The organism is Paenarthrobacter sp. Y-19, assembly GCF_029223985.1.
Taxonomy (GTDB): Bacteria; Actinomycetota; Actinomycetes; order Actinomycetales; family Micrococcaceae; genus Arthrobacter; species Arthrobacter nicotinovorans.
The window spans coordinates 4,531,906-4,548,533 of sequence record NZ_CP119414.1 but is presented as its reverse complement, the minus strand read 5'-3'; the positions used below and the strand labels follow the sequence as shown (position 1 = coordinate 4,548,533).

The 16,628-nt window shown below is 64.3% G+C and carries 15 protein-coding genes, 4 tRNA genes and 1 riboswitch; of the genes, 9 read left to right on the top strand and 10 right to left on the bottom strand.

Annotated elements, in window-relative coordinates; all coding sequences use genetic code 11:
• Window positions 1-24: 24 nt before the first annotated feature.
• From PYR64_RS21490 to PYR64_RS21480, 3 genes are all read right to left on the bottom strand, one after another.
• Window positions 25-100, bottom strand: a tRNA-Phe gene (locus PYR64_RS21490).
• 46 nt (window positions 101-146) lie between these two features.
• Window positions 147-220: transfer RNA gene (locus tag PYR64_RS21485), tRNA-Asp, on the bottom strand.
• Between the two features lie 84 nt (window positions 221-304).
• Window positions 305-377: transfer RNA gene (locus PYR64_RS21480), tRNA-Glu, on the bottom strand.
• Window positions 378-693: 316 nt separating this feature from the next.
• Between PYR64_RS21480 and PYR64_RS21475 the strand changes: the two genes are divergently transcribed.
• Window positions 694-1,635: a DMT family transporter gene (locus PYR64_RS21475; protein WP_039239386.1), complete on the top strand. Its 942-nt coding sequence runs from the start codon at window positions 694-696 to the stop codon at window positions 1,633-1,635.
• Between the two features lie 8 nt (window positions 1,636-1,643).
• On the opposite strand, the gene PYR64_RS21470 is transcribed toward PYR64_RS21475, so the two are convergent.
• Entirely contained in the window at window positions 1,644-2,567 is a 924-nt protein-coding gene (locus PYR64_RS21470; protein WP_018780270.1) for a carbohydrate kinase, read from the bottom strand.
• Window positions 2,568-2,657: 90 nt separating this feature from the next.
• On the opposite strand from PYR64_RS21470, the gene PYR64_RS21465 reads away from it, so the two are divergent.
• Entirely contained in the window at window positions 2,658-3,119 is a 462-nt protein-coding gene (locus PYR64_RS21465; RefSeq protein WP_193590754.1) for a metallopeptidase family protein, read from the top strand.
• A 10-nt stretch (window positions 3,120-3,129) separates the two neighbouring features.
• The gene (locus PYR64_RS21460) at window positions 3,130-4,050 is read left to right on the top strand and encodes a cation diffusion facilitator family transporter (RefSeq protein WP_018780272.1); all 921 of its coding nucleotides are present in this window, start codon (window positions 3,130-3,132) and stop codon (window positions 4,048-4,050) included.
• A gap of 5 nt (window positions 4,051-4,055) precedes the next feature.
• Here PYR64_RS21460 and PYR64_RS21455 read toward each other — a convergent pair whose 3' ends face one another.
• The gene (locus tag PYR64_RS21455) at window positions 4,056-6,731 is read right to left on the bottom strand and encodes a PEP/pyruvate-binding domain-containing protein (RefSeq protein ID WP_275780030.1); all 2,676 of its coding nucleotides are present in this window, start codon (window positions 6,729-6,731) and stop codon (window positions 4,056-4,058) included.
• Between the two features lie 62 nt (window positions 6,732-6,793).
• A complete protein-coding gene (locus tag PYR64_RS21450) occupies window positions 6,794-7,831 on the bottom strand; it encodes a universal stress protein (protein ID WP_055973921.1) in 1,038 nt (345 codons plus the stop codon).
• Between the two features lie 417 nt (window positions 7,832-8,248).
• Here PYR64_RS21450 and PYR64_RS21445 point away from each other — a divergent pair, with 417 nt between their 5' ends.
• Window positions 8,249-8,929, top strand: a complete 681-nt coding sequence (locus PYR64_RS21445; RefSeq protein WP_039239382.1) for an FAD-binding protein — start codon at window positions 8,249-8,251, stop codon at window positions 8,927-8,929.
• 104 nt (window positions 8,930-9,033) lie between these two features.
• Here the strand turns inward: PYR64_RS21445 and PYR64_RS21440 are convergent, their stop codons facing one another.
• Both PYR64_RS21440 and PYR64_RS21435 read right to left on the bottom strand, forming a co-directional pair.
• Window positions 9,034-9,825 (bottom strand): NlpC/P60 family protein, encoded by a 792-nt coding sequence (locus PYR64_RS21440; protein ID WP_189076920.1) that lies wholly within the window; start codon window positions 9,823-9,825, stop codon window positions 9,034-9,036.
• 3 nt (window positions 9,826-9,828) lie between these two features.
• Window positions 9,829-10,020, bottom strand: a riboswitch (cyclic di-AMP (ydaO/yuaA leader).
• Window positions 10,021-10,170: 150 nt separating this feature from the next.
• Entirely contained in the window at window positions 10,171-10,803 is a 633-nt protein-coding gene (locus PYR64_RS21435) for a copper resistance CopC family protein (protein WP_018780278.1), read from the bottom strand.
• A gap of 114 nt (window positions 10,804-10,917) precedes the next feature.
• Here PYR64_RS21435 and PYR64_RS21430 point away from each other — a divergent pair, with 114 nt between their 5' ends.
• The 5 genes from PYR64_RS21430 to PYR64_RS21410 all read left to right on the top strand — a co-directional run bounded on the left by PYR64_RS21430 (window position 10,918) and on the right by PYR64_RS21410 (window position 14,476).
• Window positions 10,918-12,360 (top strand): NCS2 family permease, encoded by a 1,443-nt coding sequence (locus PYR64_RS21430; RefSeq protein ID WP_018780279.1) that lies wholly within the window; start codon window positions 10,918-10,920, stop codon window positions 12,358-12,360.
• Window positions 12,361-12,433: 73 nt separating this feature from the next.
• Entirely contained in the window at window positions 12,434-13,381 is a 948-nt protein-coding gene (gene hutG, locus PYR64_RS21425) for a formimidoylglutamase (protein ID WP_275777568.1), read from the top strand.
• A 61-nt stretch (window positions 13,382-13,442) separates the two neighbouring features.
• A complete protein-coding gene (locus tag PYR64_RS21420) occupies window positions 13,443-13,904 on the top strand; it encodes a hypothetical protein (RefSeq protein ID WP_275777566.1) in 462 nt (153 codons plus the stop codon).
• 84 nt (window positions 13,905-13,988) lie between these two features.
• Window positions 13,989-14,062 (top strand) — tRNA-Cys (locus tag PYR64_RS21415).
• Between the two features lie 192 nt (window positions 14,063-14,254).
• A complete protein-coding gene (locus tag PYR64_RS21410; RefSeq protein WP_018780282.1) occupies window positions 14,255-14,476 on the top strand; it encodes a hypothetical protein in 222 nt (73 codons plus the stop codon).
• A 105-nt stretch (window positions 14,477-14,581) separates the two neighbouring features.
• On the opposite strand, the gene PYR64_RS21405 is transcribed toward PYR64_RS21410, so the two are convergent.
• Window positions 14,582-14,830: a hypothetical protein gene (locus PYR64_RS21405; protein WP_018780283.1), complete on the bottom strand. Its 249-nt coding sequence runs from the start codon at window positions 14,828-14,830 to the stop codon at window positions 14,582-14,584.
• Window positions 14,831-15,027: 197 nt separating this feature from the next.
• Window positions 15,028-16,620: a histidine ammonia-lyase gene (gene hutH / locus PYR64_RS21400; RefSeq protein ID WP_018780284.1), complete on the bottom strand. Its 1,593-nt coding sequence runs from the start codon at window positions 16,618-16,620 to the stop codon at window positions 15,028-15,030.
• Between the last annotated feature and the right edge of the window lie 8 nt (window positions 16,621-16,628).

Sequence of the window (16,628 nt, the reverse complement as noted above, 5' to 3'; positions counted from 1 at the left end):
TTCCAAAGAACTGATGCTTCCCAGTGGTGGCTCCGACCGGCGTCGATCCGGTGACCTTTCGATTTTCAGTCGAACGCTCTACCAACTGAGCTACAGAGCCTAGGTGACATGTCACCTTGAGAACCGAATTTCTTCGGCGCTCAGAGCGACCCTGACGGGACTTGAACCCGCGACCTCCGCCGTGACAGGGCGGCGCGCTAACCAACTGCGCTACAGGGCCTTGCGTTTGCAGTATCTCTACCGCGTTTTTTTCAAGGCTTCTAGCTTACCAGACTTTTTCAGTCCGATTTACCACTTCCTTGCGTACCCCCAACGGGATTCGAACCCGTGCCGCCGCCGTGAAAGGGCGGTGTCCTAGGCCGCTAGACGATGGGGGCCTGAACTCAATTCGGATTTTGCAAAGAAAAGGGACGCTTTACGCGTTCTTTCCGTGTCTCGCTCGTCCGAACTGGACTCTAAAACTTTAGAGCATAGATGCCGATATTCCCAAATCGAGGTTGGAGGACCATCCCGGGCCCCCGCTCGCGAGCGCGCCGACGGGTTGGATCCCACCCCTTTGGGGGCTTCCTAAGAGTCGAAAGGTCACCCCTCGCGGGACCCGAGAACGGAAGCCCGCGAACATTGGCAGGATCTTGCCCTGACGCGTCCAAAAACCGCCAGCCGTCCCGGCCGATGCCCCGATAGATTTGGCACATGACAACCACTTCCCCGGCCGAACCCGGCCAGCCATCCCCGAGCCTGCCCCCGCGCACCACCCCCGCGCCGGGAGCGGCCATCAGCAAACTGGGCATCGCTGCGGTCATCGTTACCGTTGTCCTGTGGGCATCCGCGTTCGTGGGCATCCGGGCGGTCGGCCCCAGCTTCTCCCCCGGGTCGTTGACGCTCGGGCGTTTGGCGGTCGCCGCCGTCGTTCTTGGCATTGTGGTGCTGCCGACGCTGAAGGTCTGGCCGAAAGGCCGGGAGTGGCTTCCGATCGTGGCCTACGGGGTGATGTGGTTCGGCGGCTACAACGTCGCCCTGAACGCCGCGGAACACATGCTCGACGCCGGCACCAGCGCCATGCTGATCAACGTCTCGCCCATCCTCATCGCCATCCTGGCGGGAATCTTCCTCAAGGAGGGCTTCCCGCGGTGGCTGCTGATCGGCAGCGGGGTGGCTTTCTGCGGTGTGGCGATGATCGCCTTGGGTTCGGGGCAACGTTCGACGGCGGATGTCGCCGGAGTGCTGTTGTGCCTCCTCGCCGCTGTGCTCGCCTCAGTGAGCGCAATCCTGCAAAAGCCCGTGCTCCGGAAATTCTCAGCAGGCCAGGCAACGTGGTTCGGCATCATGGTCGGAGCGCTTTGCTGCCTGCCGTGGGCAGGTCAGTTGGTGACCGAAGTCCAGGCAGCGCCTCTTCCGGCCACGCTCGGCCTGGTGTACTTGGGCATCTTCCCCACCGCCATCGCCTTCACCACGTGGGCGTACGCCCTCTCGCTGATCTCGGCCGGCAAACTCGCTGCCACGACATACCTGGTGCCGGGAACAACGATCCTGATCTCTTGGGCCGTCCTTCAGGAAGTACCAACCATCTGGGGTTTGATCGGTGGAGTGGTGTGCCTGGTGGGCGTTGGGCTCACACGGCGTCGGACCAGCTGAACCTGCCGCTAGCGGGCCATCTCTGCCAGGAGTTCACGGTGCGTGGGCGGGTTGGCCCCCGGACGCCCGACAGTGATGGCGGCTGCCATCGACGCGATGCTGCCGATCCGCTCCAGCACGGTTGGCGCCAGCCCGTCGCTGCCACGCAACAAAAGGCCCATGATGAGCGCCGACATGTAGGAATCGCCCGCGCCAATGGTGTCCGCCACGGTGGACGGCACGGCGCGGACCCGGAGCTGAAAGTGGCGCGTGGCCATCAACGAGCCCTTCGCACCCTCAGTCATGACCGCCAGGGTGGTACCCAGCGTCAGAAGATGGCTCGCGATATCCTCCAGTGCCTTGCCCGGGTAGAGCCAGTGGGCGTCCGAGGCACTCATCCTCACGACATCCGTCAGCGGCACAATTTCCTCAAAGAGGGCAAGTGCTTCGTGATGGCTGCCCAGGAGATCGGTGCGGATGTTGGGATCGTAGGTGACCATGCAGCCTCCCTGCGCCTGCTCCAACAAGCTCCGGACCACTCCGGCGCCGGGCTCAAGGAACGTAGCAATGGAACCGGTGTGCAGGATGCGCGGCGCATACGGCAGTGCCAAAGGGGCCAGCGCCCACTCAATGTCGAAGGTGTAAGCGGCCGAACCGTCGGCAGCGATCCTGGCTGTCGCCGTCGCGGTCTTTCCCATGGACTGGGACCCGGGCAGCAGCACCACCCCCGCGCTCTGGAGGTGCGCTGCGATGGCGTCACCCCGGGGGTCCCGGCCGATCGCCGTCAAAAGACCGGCTTTCACATCCAGCCGGCCCAACCCGTAAGCAACGTTGGTCGGCGAACCGCCGGGGTATTCGGCCTGGCCGTCGGGCGACTGCACGATGTCGATCAGCGCCTCGCCCACAACGACGACGTCGAGGGGTTCAGACATGGGGGAAGCGGTGGAAGTCATGCGGTTCCTGTGTCTATCGGAAAGGGACTGAGATCAGTATCCCTCATGACATGGGGCGCCAATACAGCCGTGGCGGACTAAAGTCGAGTCATGCCCGCGAATCTTCCTCCCGGACTTCCCATCGTTCCCGACGGCGAGCGTCCCTCTTCGCCGCTGCCGGAGCGGAACGCGCCGCACAGGCCGCCCTTCCAAATGTCCCCCGAGGAGTTTGAAGAAGCCGTCAGCGACGCCCTGCAGCTGATTCCGGCCAAAGCCGCCCGTGCCATGGACAACGTGGCAATTTTCATTGAGGACGACTACACCCCGCAGCCGGGGGAAAACCCGGACACAGTGTTGTTGGGACTGTACGAGGGCGTGCCGCTGACGGAACGGGATTCCTGGTGGGATGCGGGCTCCCTACCGGACCGCATCACAATCTTCCGCCAGCCCATCCTGGATATCTGCGGCAGCCGCCAGGAAGTCATCGATGAGGTTGCCATCACCGTGGTTCACGAGATCGCACACCACTTCGGGATAGATGACGATCGCTTGCACGAGCTCGGCTGGGGCTAGCCTTGTATGCATGGGGCATGATCACAACCACTCGCACGGCGTTACCGCAACCGGAAAGCACCGCAAACGCCTGATCGCCGTCCTGGGCATCACCTTGGGCGTCGTGGGCATCCAAGTGGTCGGCGCCGTCGTTTCCGGTTCCCTGGCGCTGCTGGCGGATGCCGGGCACATGCTCTCCGACGCTGCAGGTGTCTTCATTGCGCTCATGGCCGCATGGATCGCCACCCGCCCGGCCAGCGATCTGCGGACCTACGGATACCAGCGCGCAGAGGTTTTGGCTGCCTTGGCCAACGCTCTGATCCTCATTGTGATCGCCGTAGTGATCATGATCGAAGCGATCCGTCGGTTCGGCGAAGCCACCGAAATCCAGACCGGCGTAATGCTGTGGGCTGCAGTCCTGGGCGCCGTCGCCAACCTGGTTTCCCTCCTCATCCTGCAGGGAGCGCAAAAGGAAAGCCTCAACGTCCGCGGCGCCTACCTTGAGGTGCTGGGCGACCTCCTGGGCTCCATCGCGGTCATCGTGGCAGCAATCGTGATCATGACCACCGGATTCTCGGCTGCCGACCCCATCGCCTCGGTCCTCATCGCCCTGATGATCATTCCCCGTGCATGGCATCTGCTCCGCGACGTGGTGGACGTACTTCTTGAAGCCACCCCCAAGGGCGTGGACGTGAACATGATCCGCGAGCACATCATGGCCGTGGACGGTGTGGTGGAAGCACACGACATCCACATCTGGACCATCACTTCCGGCGTACCGGTGTTCTCCGCCCACGTGGTGGTGCAGGACGAGGTGCTCAATGCCACTGGCGCGGACAGCATCCTGGACCAGCTGGGCTCCTGCCTTGGCCGGCACTTCGACACCGAGCACTGCACGTTCCAACTGGAGCCCGTCAGCCATTCCGAGCACGAATCGCACCAGCACGCCTGAAAAGCTCAGCCGTCCGGGTCTTCCGTACTGACTGTCCCCGCTGCACCGTCCACGGTGATGCGCTGGCCCGTACGTATCCGGATGGTTGCGTCCGGGACGCCGACGACCGCAGGGATCCCGTACTCGCGTGCCACCACGGCGCCGTGCGAGTTTGGGCCGCCCATCTCCATGACCAGGCCTCCCGCTGTGAGGAACAGCGGAGTCCACCCGGGATCCGTGGACGGAGCCACGAGGATCTCACCCGGCTCCAGATGTGCCCCGACCGGGTCCGTGATGACGCGCGCAGGCGCGCTCACCAGACCCGTCGACGCCGGGCTGCCGGACAATGTTCCCGGGCGCGGATCGGCGTCGCCCGCAGCCGTCGCTTCCGGCTCCGTGCCGTCGGAGAGCAGCACCCGGGGAATGTGCCTGCGCCGGAGTTCGTGTTCGTAGGCCGCCCTGTGTTGTGCAATTGCCTCGCGGAAATCCTGCCCCGCAAGCGCATTTTCCACCCCGTCCAGATCCAGGAAGAAGATGTCCTCCGGGCGCTCGATCCGATGTGATGCTGCCAGTTCGCTTCCCACCAAAAGCAGTTGTTGCCGGGCCACGGCGAGGCCCAGCACGAGGTTGTATTTGGGCAACTCGCGCAGACCAGCGAACCTGCGCGTTCGGTCCAGCGCTGCGCGGACCACCACTGCGTGGAGCGGACTGATGGCCCGGGCCCGGGCGATGAACTTCGCCACCTGTTCTTCGGCCTCTTCAGCTGCCCTGCGGAACTGCTCGTCGGGAGCCCCCGCACCGGGCTGCAGTCTCAGGTAATTGGCCAGGACGCCAAGAATGTGGGTGGGATCGTCTCCCCACCGGGGCATGCCAAGGTCGATTTCAGCCACGGCCCGGTGCCCGTAGGCGCGCAGGAACCCATCGAGGCCGGATTGGGCAATGGCAGGCAACCCCTCGTCCCTGTACCGTTCCAGCAGCGCTTCCGCCGTTTGGCCAGCCATGGAGGCAGCGGCGTCGTCATCTTCCCTGATCTGCGAGGCGAGCTGCCACAGGGCCAGGTCCATTTCAGTGGTGACGTTGTTGGGCAGCCCGCGGATCACGGTCTGCAGTTCAGCGTAGGATGCCTGGTCGCCGAGTATCCGGCCTACGAGCGCCAGCAGGGCAAAGCCGAGCGCCGGCAACGGCAGGATTTGCGGGACCGTGGCGAAGAGCTCCGAACCCAGGATTCTTTGCACGTGGGCTACCCGTTGATGGGCGGTGGCTTCCCCGGGGACGGCTATGGCTTTGCGGAGTTCAGAACTGTGGCGCTCTACCCGTTCCAAGGCCGCCTCCGGACGGAACAGACCCCGGAGCAACGACTCGGGGACGCGGTATTTTGCAGCAACTGGAGCCACGTGGCGGATGAGTTTCAGCGGCGTTTTGATGGTCACCGAAAAGCGGGCGTCATCGAACAAACTCCGCATCAGCATGGCGGACCGGGCTTCCATGACATCGAAGACCCGGGGCACGATCTTCCGCCCGATCCGGCTCCGCAATACCGGGGTGAGATCAAAGAAGATGCGCTGGCCGGCCTCGTAATAGGGCGACGGTCCTGACCGGGGATCCGGGACGGCAAAGCCCGCCGTTTTGGCAACACAGGAGGCTATGAGGCGGATCCCGGCCAAACCCATGGGCGTCAGCGGCCGTGTGAGGCCCTGCGCGAGGCTGAAATTCAGAAAGGCGTGGATGCCAGGGACCTGTGGGGTGCGGGTGGTTTGCGGGTAAAGGGTGGTGATGGGCCTGGCCTGGGTCAGCCACAGTTTTCCGCTGGGATCCATGGCCCACTCGGTGTCCTGTGGAGCTCCATAGTGTCTCTCCACCAAGCGGCCAAGTTCGGCCAGCTCCTTGATCTGCCGGTCACTGAGACACGGTTGAACAGCTGCATCCCGGGCGCCTTCCGGGTCCCCCGGACTTTCGTTGCGTGACCGTTGGGTCCGTTGCGTGCCGCCGCCCGGCACGGCATGGATCTCCACCCGCCGGTCCCCCAGGGTGCGTTTCACAATGGCACCGCCGGCCATATCAACAACGTACTGATCCGGATTCACGGCGCCGGACACCACGGCGTCCCCCAGACCGGGGCTCGCGTCGATCACTGTCTCGTGCCTCTTGCCCGTCACGGGATTGGCCGTGAACATAACACCGGCAGCCGTCGAATCGACCATCTCCTGGACAACGACAGCCAGGGCGGCACCAGCATGCTCAATGCCGTTGGTAGCCCGGTACGTCACCGCCCTGTCAGTCCACAAGGAAGCCCAGCAGCGGCTCACGGCATCCAGGACAGAGTCCGCGCCCACCACGTTCAGGAAAGTGTCCTGTTGGCCGGCGAAACTCGCGAAGGGAAGGTCTTCGGCTGTTGCCGAGGACCTGACCGCGACAGGGACGTTGCTGCCCAGGACTTCATAGGCGGACCGCACTGCTTCAGCGACGTCGGCCGGGACCCCGGCGTCGAGGACCAGGGAACGGGCCCGCCCGGCCAACCGGTTCAGCCCTGTAAGGTCAACCGTGCTTGTCGATTCCAGGGCCGCACAAATGTCATCCAGGCCGCTCGATGACAGCGCACGCCGATAAGCATCCGTGGTCAGGCAAAAGCCTGGCGGCACGGGTAAGCCGGCGCCTGCAAGCTCGCCGAGGTTCGCTGCTTTGCCACCCACCTCGGGAAGCATGGGTCCACGAATATCCGTGAGCTGCAGCGTGAACACCGGTATCCCTTTTCCTGCGCCTTTTCCTACACCGCGCCGAGCATCGGACCAAACTTGTCGCGGTCTGCCAGACGGGGATCCTCGCGGTCCGGAACAACCAACACGGGTCCTTTCGCATGGTGCAGGACGCCATCCGATGTGGATCCCAACAGCATGCCCGCAAACCCACCGCGGCCACGGGTGCCCAAAACCACCAATTCCACGCTGCGGCTGGTTTCCACCAGAACGTCAACAGGCGAGCCGTCCCTGAGGTCCGTCTCGATGGTCAGTTGCGGGAAGTGGCTCTGCAGCCAGGCAACCCCCGCGTCCAGCTGAACCTTGATATCGGCAAACAAGGCGTCCCGGTCCAAGGGAGCGGGAACCCAGGCCAGGGAACCGCTGTACTGCGGGACAGCGCAAATGACGCGGAGCTTGGCTCCCATGCGTTGGGCCTGCTCAGCTGCTTCGAGCACAGCGACCCGCGCCTGCTCCGAGCCGTCCACGCCCACTGCAACAACGTTTTCCACGATGCGGGGGCCGGCCTTGGCGTGCTCGGCCTTGATGTGTTTGTCCTCGGTATTCTCGCCGAGGCGGTCAGCACAATAGAGCGGGACAGTTACTGTGGGGCACTTGGCATGGGCGGGCAAGGCGCTGCTGACTGAACCCAGCAGACGACCTACGAAACCGCCGCGGCCACGGCTTCCGAAAACCAGGAGCGCTGCCTCAGCGGAAAGATCCAGCAGCACGCCTGCTGCGTCGCCGTTTTCGACGGAAGCATCAACGTCGATGGAGTATCGGGCGACCTTGTCCATGGCCTGCTTGACAATGGCCTCCGCGCCCTCGCGAATGACCGAATCGTCCACGGTGGCGTATCCGCCGTCGAGTCCTGAGGCGGCGAAAATAGGAACCGAGTACGCCGTGACGATGTGCAGCGGAAGCTGCCTGCGTTCGGCCTCACGTGCTGCCCACACCAGGGCGCACTGCCCGTGTTCCGAGCCGTCCACTCCCACGACGATGCCGCCCGGTGCCACTGCCAGGCCCTCGCCGTCCTGTGGCTCTTCACTGTGTCTGCCGTGCTGGTCCATTTGGGGCCCGCCTCTCCACCTACTGCTTGATGTTCCGGCCATTCTGCCAGAGGTTTTCCGCATCGGATTCCTCGAGGGCTCGATTGTCAATGGCCAGGGGCAGGGAAATCCGGAATTTCCCTGTCCAATGCCCACTATTCTCGGTCGGCAGGGCCGAATCAAGGTGGCTCGGCTGTATGTGTATAACGGTCGGGGCTCGGTTTCCGGACCCCGTTTTTGTGCTGCTGATGAACACGCGGAACACGCTGTCAGGGAAGGCTATCCATGCGCGAAAAAGTTCGGTAGTGTTCGAGTCACCGAATGGCCGGCGAACGTGTCCTACAGCACACTCCGGCCATTTATTTGCGGCCGCTTGGGGAACTCGGACGCGATCCCACGCGATGCCGCAAGGCACACACGTCAAGGAGGAACCAAGCAGTGTCACACGCGCCTGATTCCGGCACGGAACGCACAACCACCGTGGTCATAGGAACCGGCTTGTCCGGCCTGGCAGTTGCCAGTGAACTCAGCCGCTACGGCGTGGGCTCCATAGTGGTGGATGGTTTCGGTGCCCTGTCAGCCACCGGCCCGGCGGTCCACACAGGCATGCTTCAACGCTGCGAGGTCACCGATCCCGCGTCCATCCAGGAACGCAACGAAATCCTCCGCCACTTACGCAATTACGCGGCCAGCCACCATCTGGACGTACGCAGCACCACCAGGGCCGTCCGCCTGGATTTCCTGGGCGCGGACCCAACCCAGCACATCGGGTACGGGCTCGCCGCAAGCATGACCCGGAGCGGTCTCCATGCCTCTGGCCCCCTCGAATCCGCCCCGCGACAGTGGGCAGTCCACACCGCCAACGGGGTTCTCCTGGCAGACCATATTGTGGTCACACGCTGCGCCCAGAGCCAGCTGCGCCGCATGCTGGCCGAACTTGGAATCGCCGTCGGGCAGAACCTGGTCTCCGCGATGCGGGCAGTGGGAATGCACTTGGTGGGCGTGGGCGAGCTCATTACGCCCAGCCCCAAGGAAGTCCTGCGGCAAGCCAAGGCAGTGGGCCAGGCAATCTCCACCAAAGTGGCGCTCCCGGGCGGCCCGGGTATCGCCATCGCCTAGCCGGCATCATTCACGGCAGCCGCAACACGAAGTTTAAACGCCAAAGGCCGGTGTCCTCGAAGATGATCTTCGGAGACACCGGCCTTTGCGTTGAAGCGTGAGGCTTATGCGCCAGCGCGTACGTACGTGATGGGACCAGTAGCGGTCAACCAGCTGATCGGGTGGATGCCCGTCTGGTTGCCGTTGATTCCACCGCTGATTGCCTGGCCGTTGCCGATGTAGATGGCGACGTGGCCGGACTGGACGATCATGTCGCCCGGCTGCGGGTCGCTGACAACCTTGCCGTAGTTCATGAACTGCATGGGGGCGAGGTCGCCAACCGGAATGCCGGCGGAACCGAGGGCCCGCTCAACCATGGCGGTGCAGTCCTGCATGATGCCGATCTGGGCGTAAGCCGAGGCAACCATGGCAGCGTTGACGCCGCCGGCAGCGGGAGCAGCAGCTACAGGAGCAGCAGCAGGTGCAACAGCGGCCGGAGCTGCAACTGCAGCCTGGGCAGCTACGGGAGCCGCAGCTGCGGCAGCGGTAACGGCAGCCGGCTTGGCAGCGGGGGCTTCAACTACAGGAGCCGGCTTTTCGATGACCGGAGCTGCAACGGAAGCAACAGCCGGACGCTCGAAGTTGATGGTAGCCGTAGAAAGAGCGGTAACAACCTTGGTGGGGGCCTCGGAAGCGGTCTCGGCGACCGTGGCGGGGCTGGCATCGCGCTGGACCGGAGCCTCTGCAGCGTGTGCAGCGACAGAGCCGGTCAGAACGAGTCCGGAAGCTGCTGCGATAACAGCTGCCTGGCGGCCAGCGCCGGAAGCGTTGCTGGCAACTGCCTTGGAGATGGAGATGAACGGATTAGGACGTACGCTGTCCGCCTTACGACGGCCGCGAAGAATGCGTGAAGACATGAAAGAGCCTCTCCCGATGCCTGCGAGGTTAGCTGTCGGATTCGGATGGGAGTCACCCGGCCACTGTCCCCCGCTGTTCAGCGGAAGCTTCGTGACTTCACCCCAAGGCACGCTCGAAAGCGGCCCAAAATGGGTTCCCCGTCTCTGCCGTAGGTTTGTCTGCGAACGGATTCCGGACTGCGGCAGAGCTAGGCAATCAGGCCGGAAGTGCCCGCTACGTGGAACAGGCACAGGTACTACCGTACGCGATGATCCCGTCGAAGTCACATTTAAGTAACGAGGACTGCGGCTTTGGCGTGTCGCGGTAACGGAACCGAGATATTCGCAGCTACGTAGAAAAGCCCGCTATTCCGCGGCTTCCGGGCGGTTTTCGTCATCCGATCCGGCAAGTTTCCTGCGGGCTGTAACGGCGAGGAAGATCACGAGCGCAACCGCAACAACCGCAATGACAACAATGCTCCAGGGGAACGGCTGGGACGCATCTGCGGCGGGCGAACTGCCAACTGTTCCCGGAGGAGCCGTACCTGCGGACGGCACCGATCCCGAGGTGGCCGAAGCGGACGCCGAGGGGGCGGCCGAGCCGCTTGCCGCCGTCGTGCTTCCCGCTGTGGCCGTGAACTTGAAGGTGCCCTCGATGGGGTGCGAATCGGAGCTGACAACGCGCCACACCACCGTGTACTCCCCCGCCGGCGCGCCGGCCCGGAGCTTCTGCACGGCCTGGCTGTCGATGATCTCGACCGGCCCGTCTGCCCAGTTCTCGCCGCCGGAGGTTACGGAGACGCCCGATCCGATGGCCAGCGGCCGGTTGTTGAACGTAATGGAGACCGACGCCGGCACTTCAGCCACGGTTGCACCGTTCGCCGGCGCTGTGGATTCCGCGACATCGTGCGCGGACGCCGGAGCCGCGGAAAACAGCAGGGCAGACGCGAAGGCAAGGGCGGCGACGACGGCGGCCAGAAGCGGGCGGATGGTACGCATGGGGCGGTTTCTCCTAGTGTTGGCTTCCTTACAGACTAGGGGAATGGTCCGAAGCTCCCACATTCAACGGCATAGGATTTGAGAGCACACTCCCCCCAATACCCGGAGACCTTCATGCTTAAACAAGGTTCTGCAGTGGACCGCTATTTCAAGATTTCCGAACGTGGCTCCACGTACTCAAGGGAAATCCGTGGCGGCTTCGCGACATTCTTCGCCATGAGCTACATCGTTGTGCTGAACCCGCTGATCCTCTCGGGGGCAGACTCCAGCGGAGCTTCCCTGGGCTTCACCGCGGTCGCAGCCACCACGGCGTTCGTCGCCGGCATCCTGACCATCCTCATGGGCGCCTGGGCCAAGCACCCCTTCGCTGTGGCCACCGGGCTGGGCGTGAATGCGTTCGTCGCGGTTACCGTGGCCTCGCACCCGCAGCTGACCTGGCCGGACATGATGGGCCTTGTTGTCCTCTCCGGCGTCACGATGCTCATCCTGGTGCTTACCGGCTTCCGCACCGCGGTATTCAAGGCTGTGCCGGAGGCGTTGAAGACGGCGATCGTGGTGGGCATCGGCTTGTTCATTGCCCTGATCGGCCTGGTGAACGCCGGTTTCGTCCGGCGCATCCCGGACGCTGCGGGCACGACGGTTCCGCTGGGACTCGGTGTTGACGGGAAGCTCATGGGCTGGCCCACTCTGGTGTTTGCCGTCGGTTTGATCCTGACTATCGCCCTGGTGGTCCGCAAGGTCCGAGGCGCCATCCTGATCGGCATCGTGGTCTCCACCGCTCTGGCTGCGATCCTCGAATTCACGCTCCACATCGGCCCCAGCTTCGATGGCAAAAACGTCAACCCCCGTGGCTGGTCCCTGGTGGCCCCCACTTTGTCGGAGTGGGGCGCTCCGGACCTCTCCCTGATCGGCAAGGCCAACCCCTTCGGGGCCTTCGAACACCTCGGCTTCATCGCCGCGGCGCTGCTGGCATTCGTGATCCTGCTGAGCATCTTCTTCGACGCCATGGGCACCATGGTGGGCCTGGCCAATGAGGCCGGAACGGTGGACAAGGACGGCAACATCCCGAACGTGGACCGCGTGCTGCAGGTGGACGCCCTTGGTGCCATCGTCGGCGGCGGGGCCTCGGTTTCCTCCAACCAGATCTTCGTTGAATCCGGCGCGGGCATCGGCGAGGGTGCCCGCACCGGCCTGGCCTCGATCGTGACCGGCGTTCTCTTCCTCATTGCCATGTTCTTCACACCGCTGATCAACCTGGTGCCGTTCGAAGCCGTGGCCCCCGCGCTGGTGGTTGTGGGCTTCATGATGGTGTCCCAGGTGGGGAAGATCGACTGGCAGGACTGGGGAGTCGGGATTCCCGCGTTCCTGACCATCGCCTTGATGCCGTTCACGTACTCCATCGCCAACGGCCTGGGTGCCGGGTTCATCTCGTTCGTGCTGATCCGCACCTTCCAGGGCCGCGCCCGCGAAGTCCACCCCTTGATGTGGGCTGTGGCCGCTGCGTTCCTGCTCTTCTTCGGCATCGGAACCGTTGAGGAACTCCTGGGCGTCAAGTAGGCATTCCGGTATTTCAGACACCCCGGACCCGGAACTGCTGGTATTGGCAGTCCGGGTCCGGTCTGCTTAAAGCATGGAAACACGCGCCGTAATTGTAGATGTCAGCCCCGCCCCGTGGACCGGCCGTTTCGACGGCGACGGCGTTGCGCACCGCCGCTGGTGGCAGGCCGTCACCCCGCACACGCCCGCAACGGTCAGCTCCGCCTCGCGTCCCGCCGTCGTGCTTGGGTTCTGCAGTGACGCCGGCGTTCGACGCAACAAGGGCCGCACGGGTGCCGCCGCGGCGCCGGCCGCCATCCGTTCGGCACTGGGACCGCTGGCTTACCACCTGGAACGGGACGTGTTCGACGCCGGCGATGTTGTGGTGGAAGGCGACGCGCTGGAGGCGGGCCAGGAGCGCGCCGGCCGCGCCATTTCGGGATTGCTCGACGCCGGTAACCTCACCGTGGTGCTGGGCGGAGGCCACGAGACCGCGTTTGCCAGCTACTTGGGCGTCGCCGGCTCGGACGTGGTCCAGGGCAAGCGGCTGGGTGTGCTGAACCTTGATGCCCACTTTGACCTGAGGGATGAGCCCACACCGAGCTCGGGCACGCCGTTCCTTCAGATGGCCCGGGCTGAGTCCGCCGCCGGACGCGAACTGCAGTACGCCGTCGTCGGGATTTCCGAGCCCAACAACACCCGGACCCTTTTTGACACCGCTCAACGCCTGGGCGTGAAGTATCTGCTGGACGAGCAATGCTCACCGGAAGCCGTGGAGGTTTTTGTAGCGGATTTCCTGGCTGGCGTGGATGTCCTGTACCTCACGATCGACCTCGACGTGATGCCGGCCTCGGTGGCACCCGGGGTGAGCGCTCCTGCGGCCTATGGCGTCCCGCTGCCCGTGATCAGCGCGGTATGCCGGCAGGTTGCCGCCAGCGGGAAGTTGCTGCACGTTGATGTCGCCGAACTGAATCCGGAATTCGACGTTGATTCCCGGACTGCGAAAGTTGCAGCACGTTTGGTGAACACGCTCCTGGGATAGTCGCCCGCCCCCTTTTCCCTCCGGCCTTCGCCGCTTAGCCTGTGTGGAGGGAAGGATGGCGATGCGCGCAGTTCCTGTGCAGGACAAGTGGGCCTGGGTCTCCGGGCTGCTGGCCGTCGGCCTGGGACTGGCGGCGCACCTGACGGCGGGCGGCAGCGCTCCGGCCCTTCCCGTTCTGCTTGGCTTCGCCGCACTGTGCTGCCTGGGGGCCCAACTCCTGGCCCGCTGGGTCCACGGGCCATTGATCCTGCTGCTGGTGTCAGGTGTGGCGCAGCAACTGCTGCACTTTGGGTTCGCTGCATTCGGCGGTTACTACCCCGGGAGTGGATGGGTGGAGCACCTCCACAGCGCCGCACCAGGTCCAGGTGATCCGCCGGCAGCGGCTGGCTTCAGCGGTGGTTCGCCACACATCATGCTCTATACGCACACGGCCGCAGCCATCCTGACTCTCATGGTTGCTGCCGGGGTCACAGGACTACTCAAACGCGTGTCATTGACGGCAACCAAGGGCAATACTGCGTAGCCGCGCGAAAGCCCGCGTAGCCCTTCGAAAGCCTGCGCAACGAATGTTGTAAGCCCCTGGCCCACGCACCTAGTGTCGACTGCACGTGGTGTACCCAAGAGGCCAGGGAGCTGCCTGCAAAGCAGCGTACGCGGGTTCGAATCCCGCCACCACGTCCAATCGGTCCCGGCGATCGTCCGCCGAGTTGGCAGTTAATGCGGGTGTTTTGTCCAAACATTGGCATTAACTGCCGCCTCGGCGCGCCTGAGACCCGGGTCACTCCGTTGCCAGTCATCTTACAAATAATGGGCAAGCTCCGACTATGATTGATGGGTCGCCCTCGCATGCGGCAAGTAATAGGAGGCCCCCAAATGACCCCTGCAATGACTGCAGAACGCGAAATCCGCCTGTCCTTTTCCAGGGCGGACGAAATCCACGACGGACTCGAGCAGGCCGTGGATGCATTGATCAAGAACGCAGCGGCAGACGCCAACTGCGGCATTCTGGTGACCAGGCACGAGCCCGGCACCTACACCGTGGCGCTGGACGAATCCGTTCCCTTCGGTCAGACCCACGAAGTACTCGCTGCCTGATTGCCACCCCTGACGGCACCACTGGCAGCGACGCCAAAAACCGGGGCCCGTCCCCTTCCGCATCTACTACCCGCGGAAGGGGACGAGCCCCGGTTTCTGTTTAAGCTACGCCCGGCGGAGAGTGACGCCGTCGGACTTCATGAACAATTCCTTGCCCTCTTCGGTGACGCCGGGACCTGAGTGCTCAAGCCACACAACGTTTCCGCTGCTGGAAACCTCCTCAACCCGACCGGCTGCGATGACGTGGGCGTACTTGACCACTTCCACCGTGTCGCCGGCCTTCAGCGTCTTCCAATCGGAAACCGTAGCCGAGTGAGCGTTTCGCCTGGACAGGACTGCTCCGCGTGCCTTCATTGAACTTCTACCCCTTTGTGGATGTTCTCTGTTGTGTATTGAGTTGTGAACGGTTGACCGTCAAGCCCACGACATCTTCGGCGTGGACGTGACGTACACCATAAGTTCTACTACATTTGCCACGCCCCGGTGCCTGCGTTGCGAACAAAGACCGGGGCGTGACAAATCTGCCCATGAAATGAGCGTTTTATTCGACGTCAGGCCAAAATCCCGACGGCGGATTCGGCGGCCGCACGGACCGCGCCGGAGCCAACCAAACGGTCAGCCGCTTCGAGTTCGGGCGACAGGAACCGGTCGGTTCCCGGTCCCTGCACCACTTCGCGAAGCACCTCAAGTACTGCCGTGCCGGCAGGACCCGGGGTGAGTTCGCCGTCGGACATCTGCGTACGCATGTCAATGGCGCGTGCGCTGGTGACGAGTTCGACGGCGAGCACGCGGCGAAGGTTCTCCACGGCCTTGCGAAGCTTCCGGGCTGCGTGCCAGCCCATGGACACGTGGTCTTCCTGCATGGCGGAGCTCGGGATGGAGTCCACCGATGCCGGAACGGCCAGGCGCTTGTTGTCCGAGACCAGGCCTGCCTGCGTGTACTGGGCGATCATCAGGCCGGAGTCCACTCCGGGGTCTCCGGCGAGGAAGGCCGGGAGTCCGTGCGAGCGGGCCGGGTCCAGCATGCGGTCCGTGCGGCGCTCGGCGATGGAGCTGAGGTCCGCGACGGCGATGGCCAGGAAGTCCAGGACGTACGCCACGGGGGCGCCGTGGAAGTTGCCGTTGGAGGTGACGCGGCCGTCGGGCAGGACCACGGGGTTGTCGATGGCGGCAGCAAGTTCGCGGGACGCCACCAGCGCGGCGTGGTCCACGGTGTCGCGGACGGCGCCGGCAACCTGCGGGGCACAACGAAGCGAGTAGGCGTCCTGCACCTTGGTGTCGTTGATCCTGTGGGAGGCAACGATCGGCGAGTTGGACAGCACACGGAGCATGTTGTCGGCGCTGGCAGCCTGGCCCGGGTGCGGACGCAGGGCTGCATGGAGTTCCGGCAGGAACACCTGATCGGTGCCCAGCAGGGCCTCGACGCTGAGCGCCGCGGTGACGTCCGCCGTCGCGAGCAACAGGCGGATGTCGGCGATGGCCATCAGCAGCATGCCAAGCATGCCTTCGGTGCCGTTGACGAGGGCCAAGCCCTCCTTCTCAGCCAACGTGACAGGCTCGATGCCGTGCTGGGCGAGCAGCTCAGCAACGGGCGCCTTTCCGGCAACGCCGTAGAGCTCGCCGTCGGGGCCCGTTGCTTCACCTTCACCCATGAGGACCAGCGCGCAGTGGGACAGCGGTGCGAGGTCGCCGGAGCAACCCAGCGAACCGAACTCGCGGACCAGCGGGGTGATGCCTGCATTGAGGACGTCCACCATGGTCTGCAGAACCACCGGACGGACGCCGGTGCGGCCCGATGCCAGGGTCTTGGCACGGAGGAACATGATGCCGCGGACCACTTCGCGTTCAACGGCCGGGCCCATGCCGGCGGCGTGGCTGCGGATCAGCGACTTTTGCAGCTGCGTGCGGAGGTCGTTGGGGATGTGGCGGTTGGCCAGGGCGCCGAAGCCCGTGGAAATGCCGTAGGCGGGGACATCGCTGGTAGCGAGGTCATCGATGTGGGCGCGGACCTTGGCGACGTTGTCCAGGGCTTCCTGGGAGATGGTCACCTTGGCGTCGTGGCGTGCGACGGCGACCACGTCTTCCGGGGTCACGCCGCTGGAGCCGAGGGTGACGGTCAGGGGTTCGTGGGTAGTAATAGTCACTTTTGTTG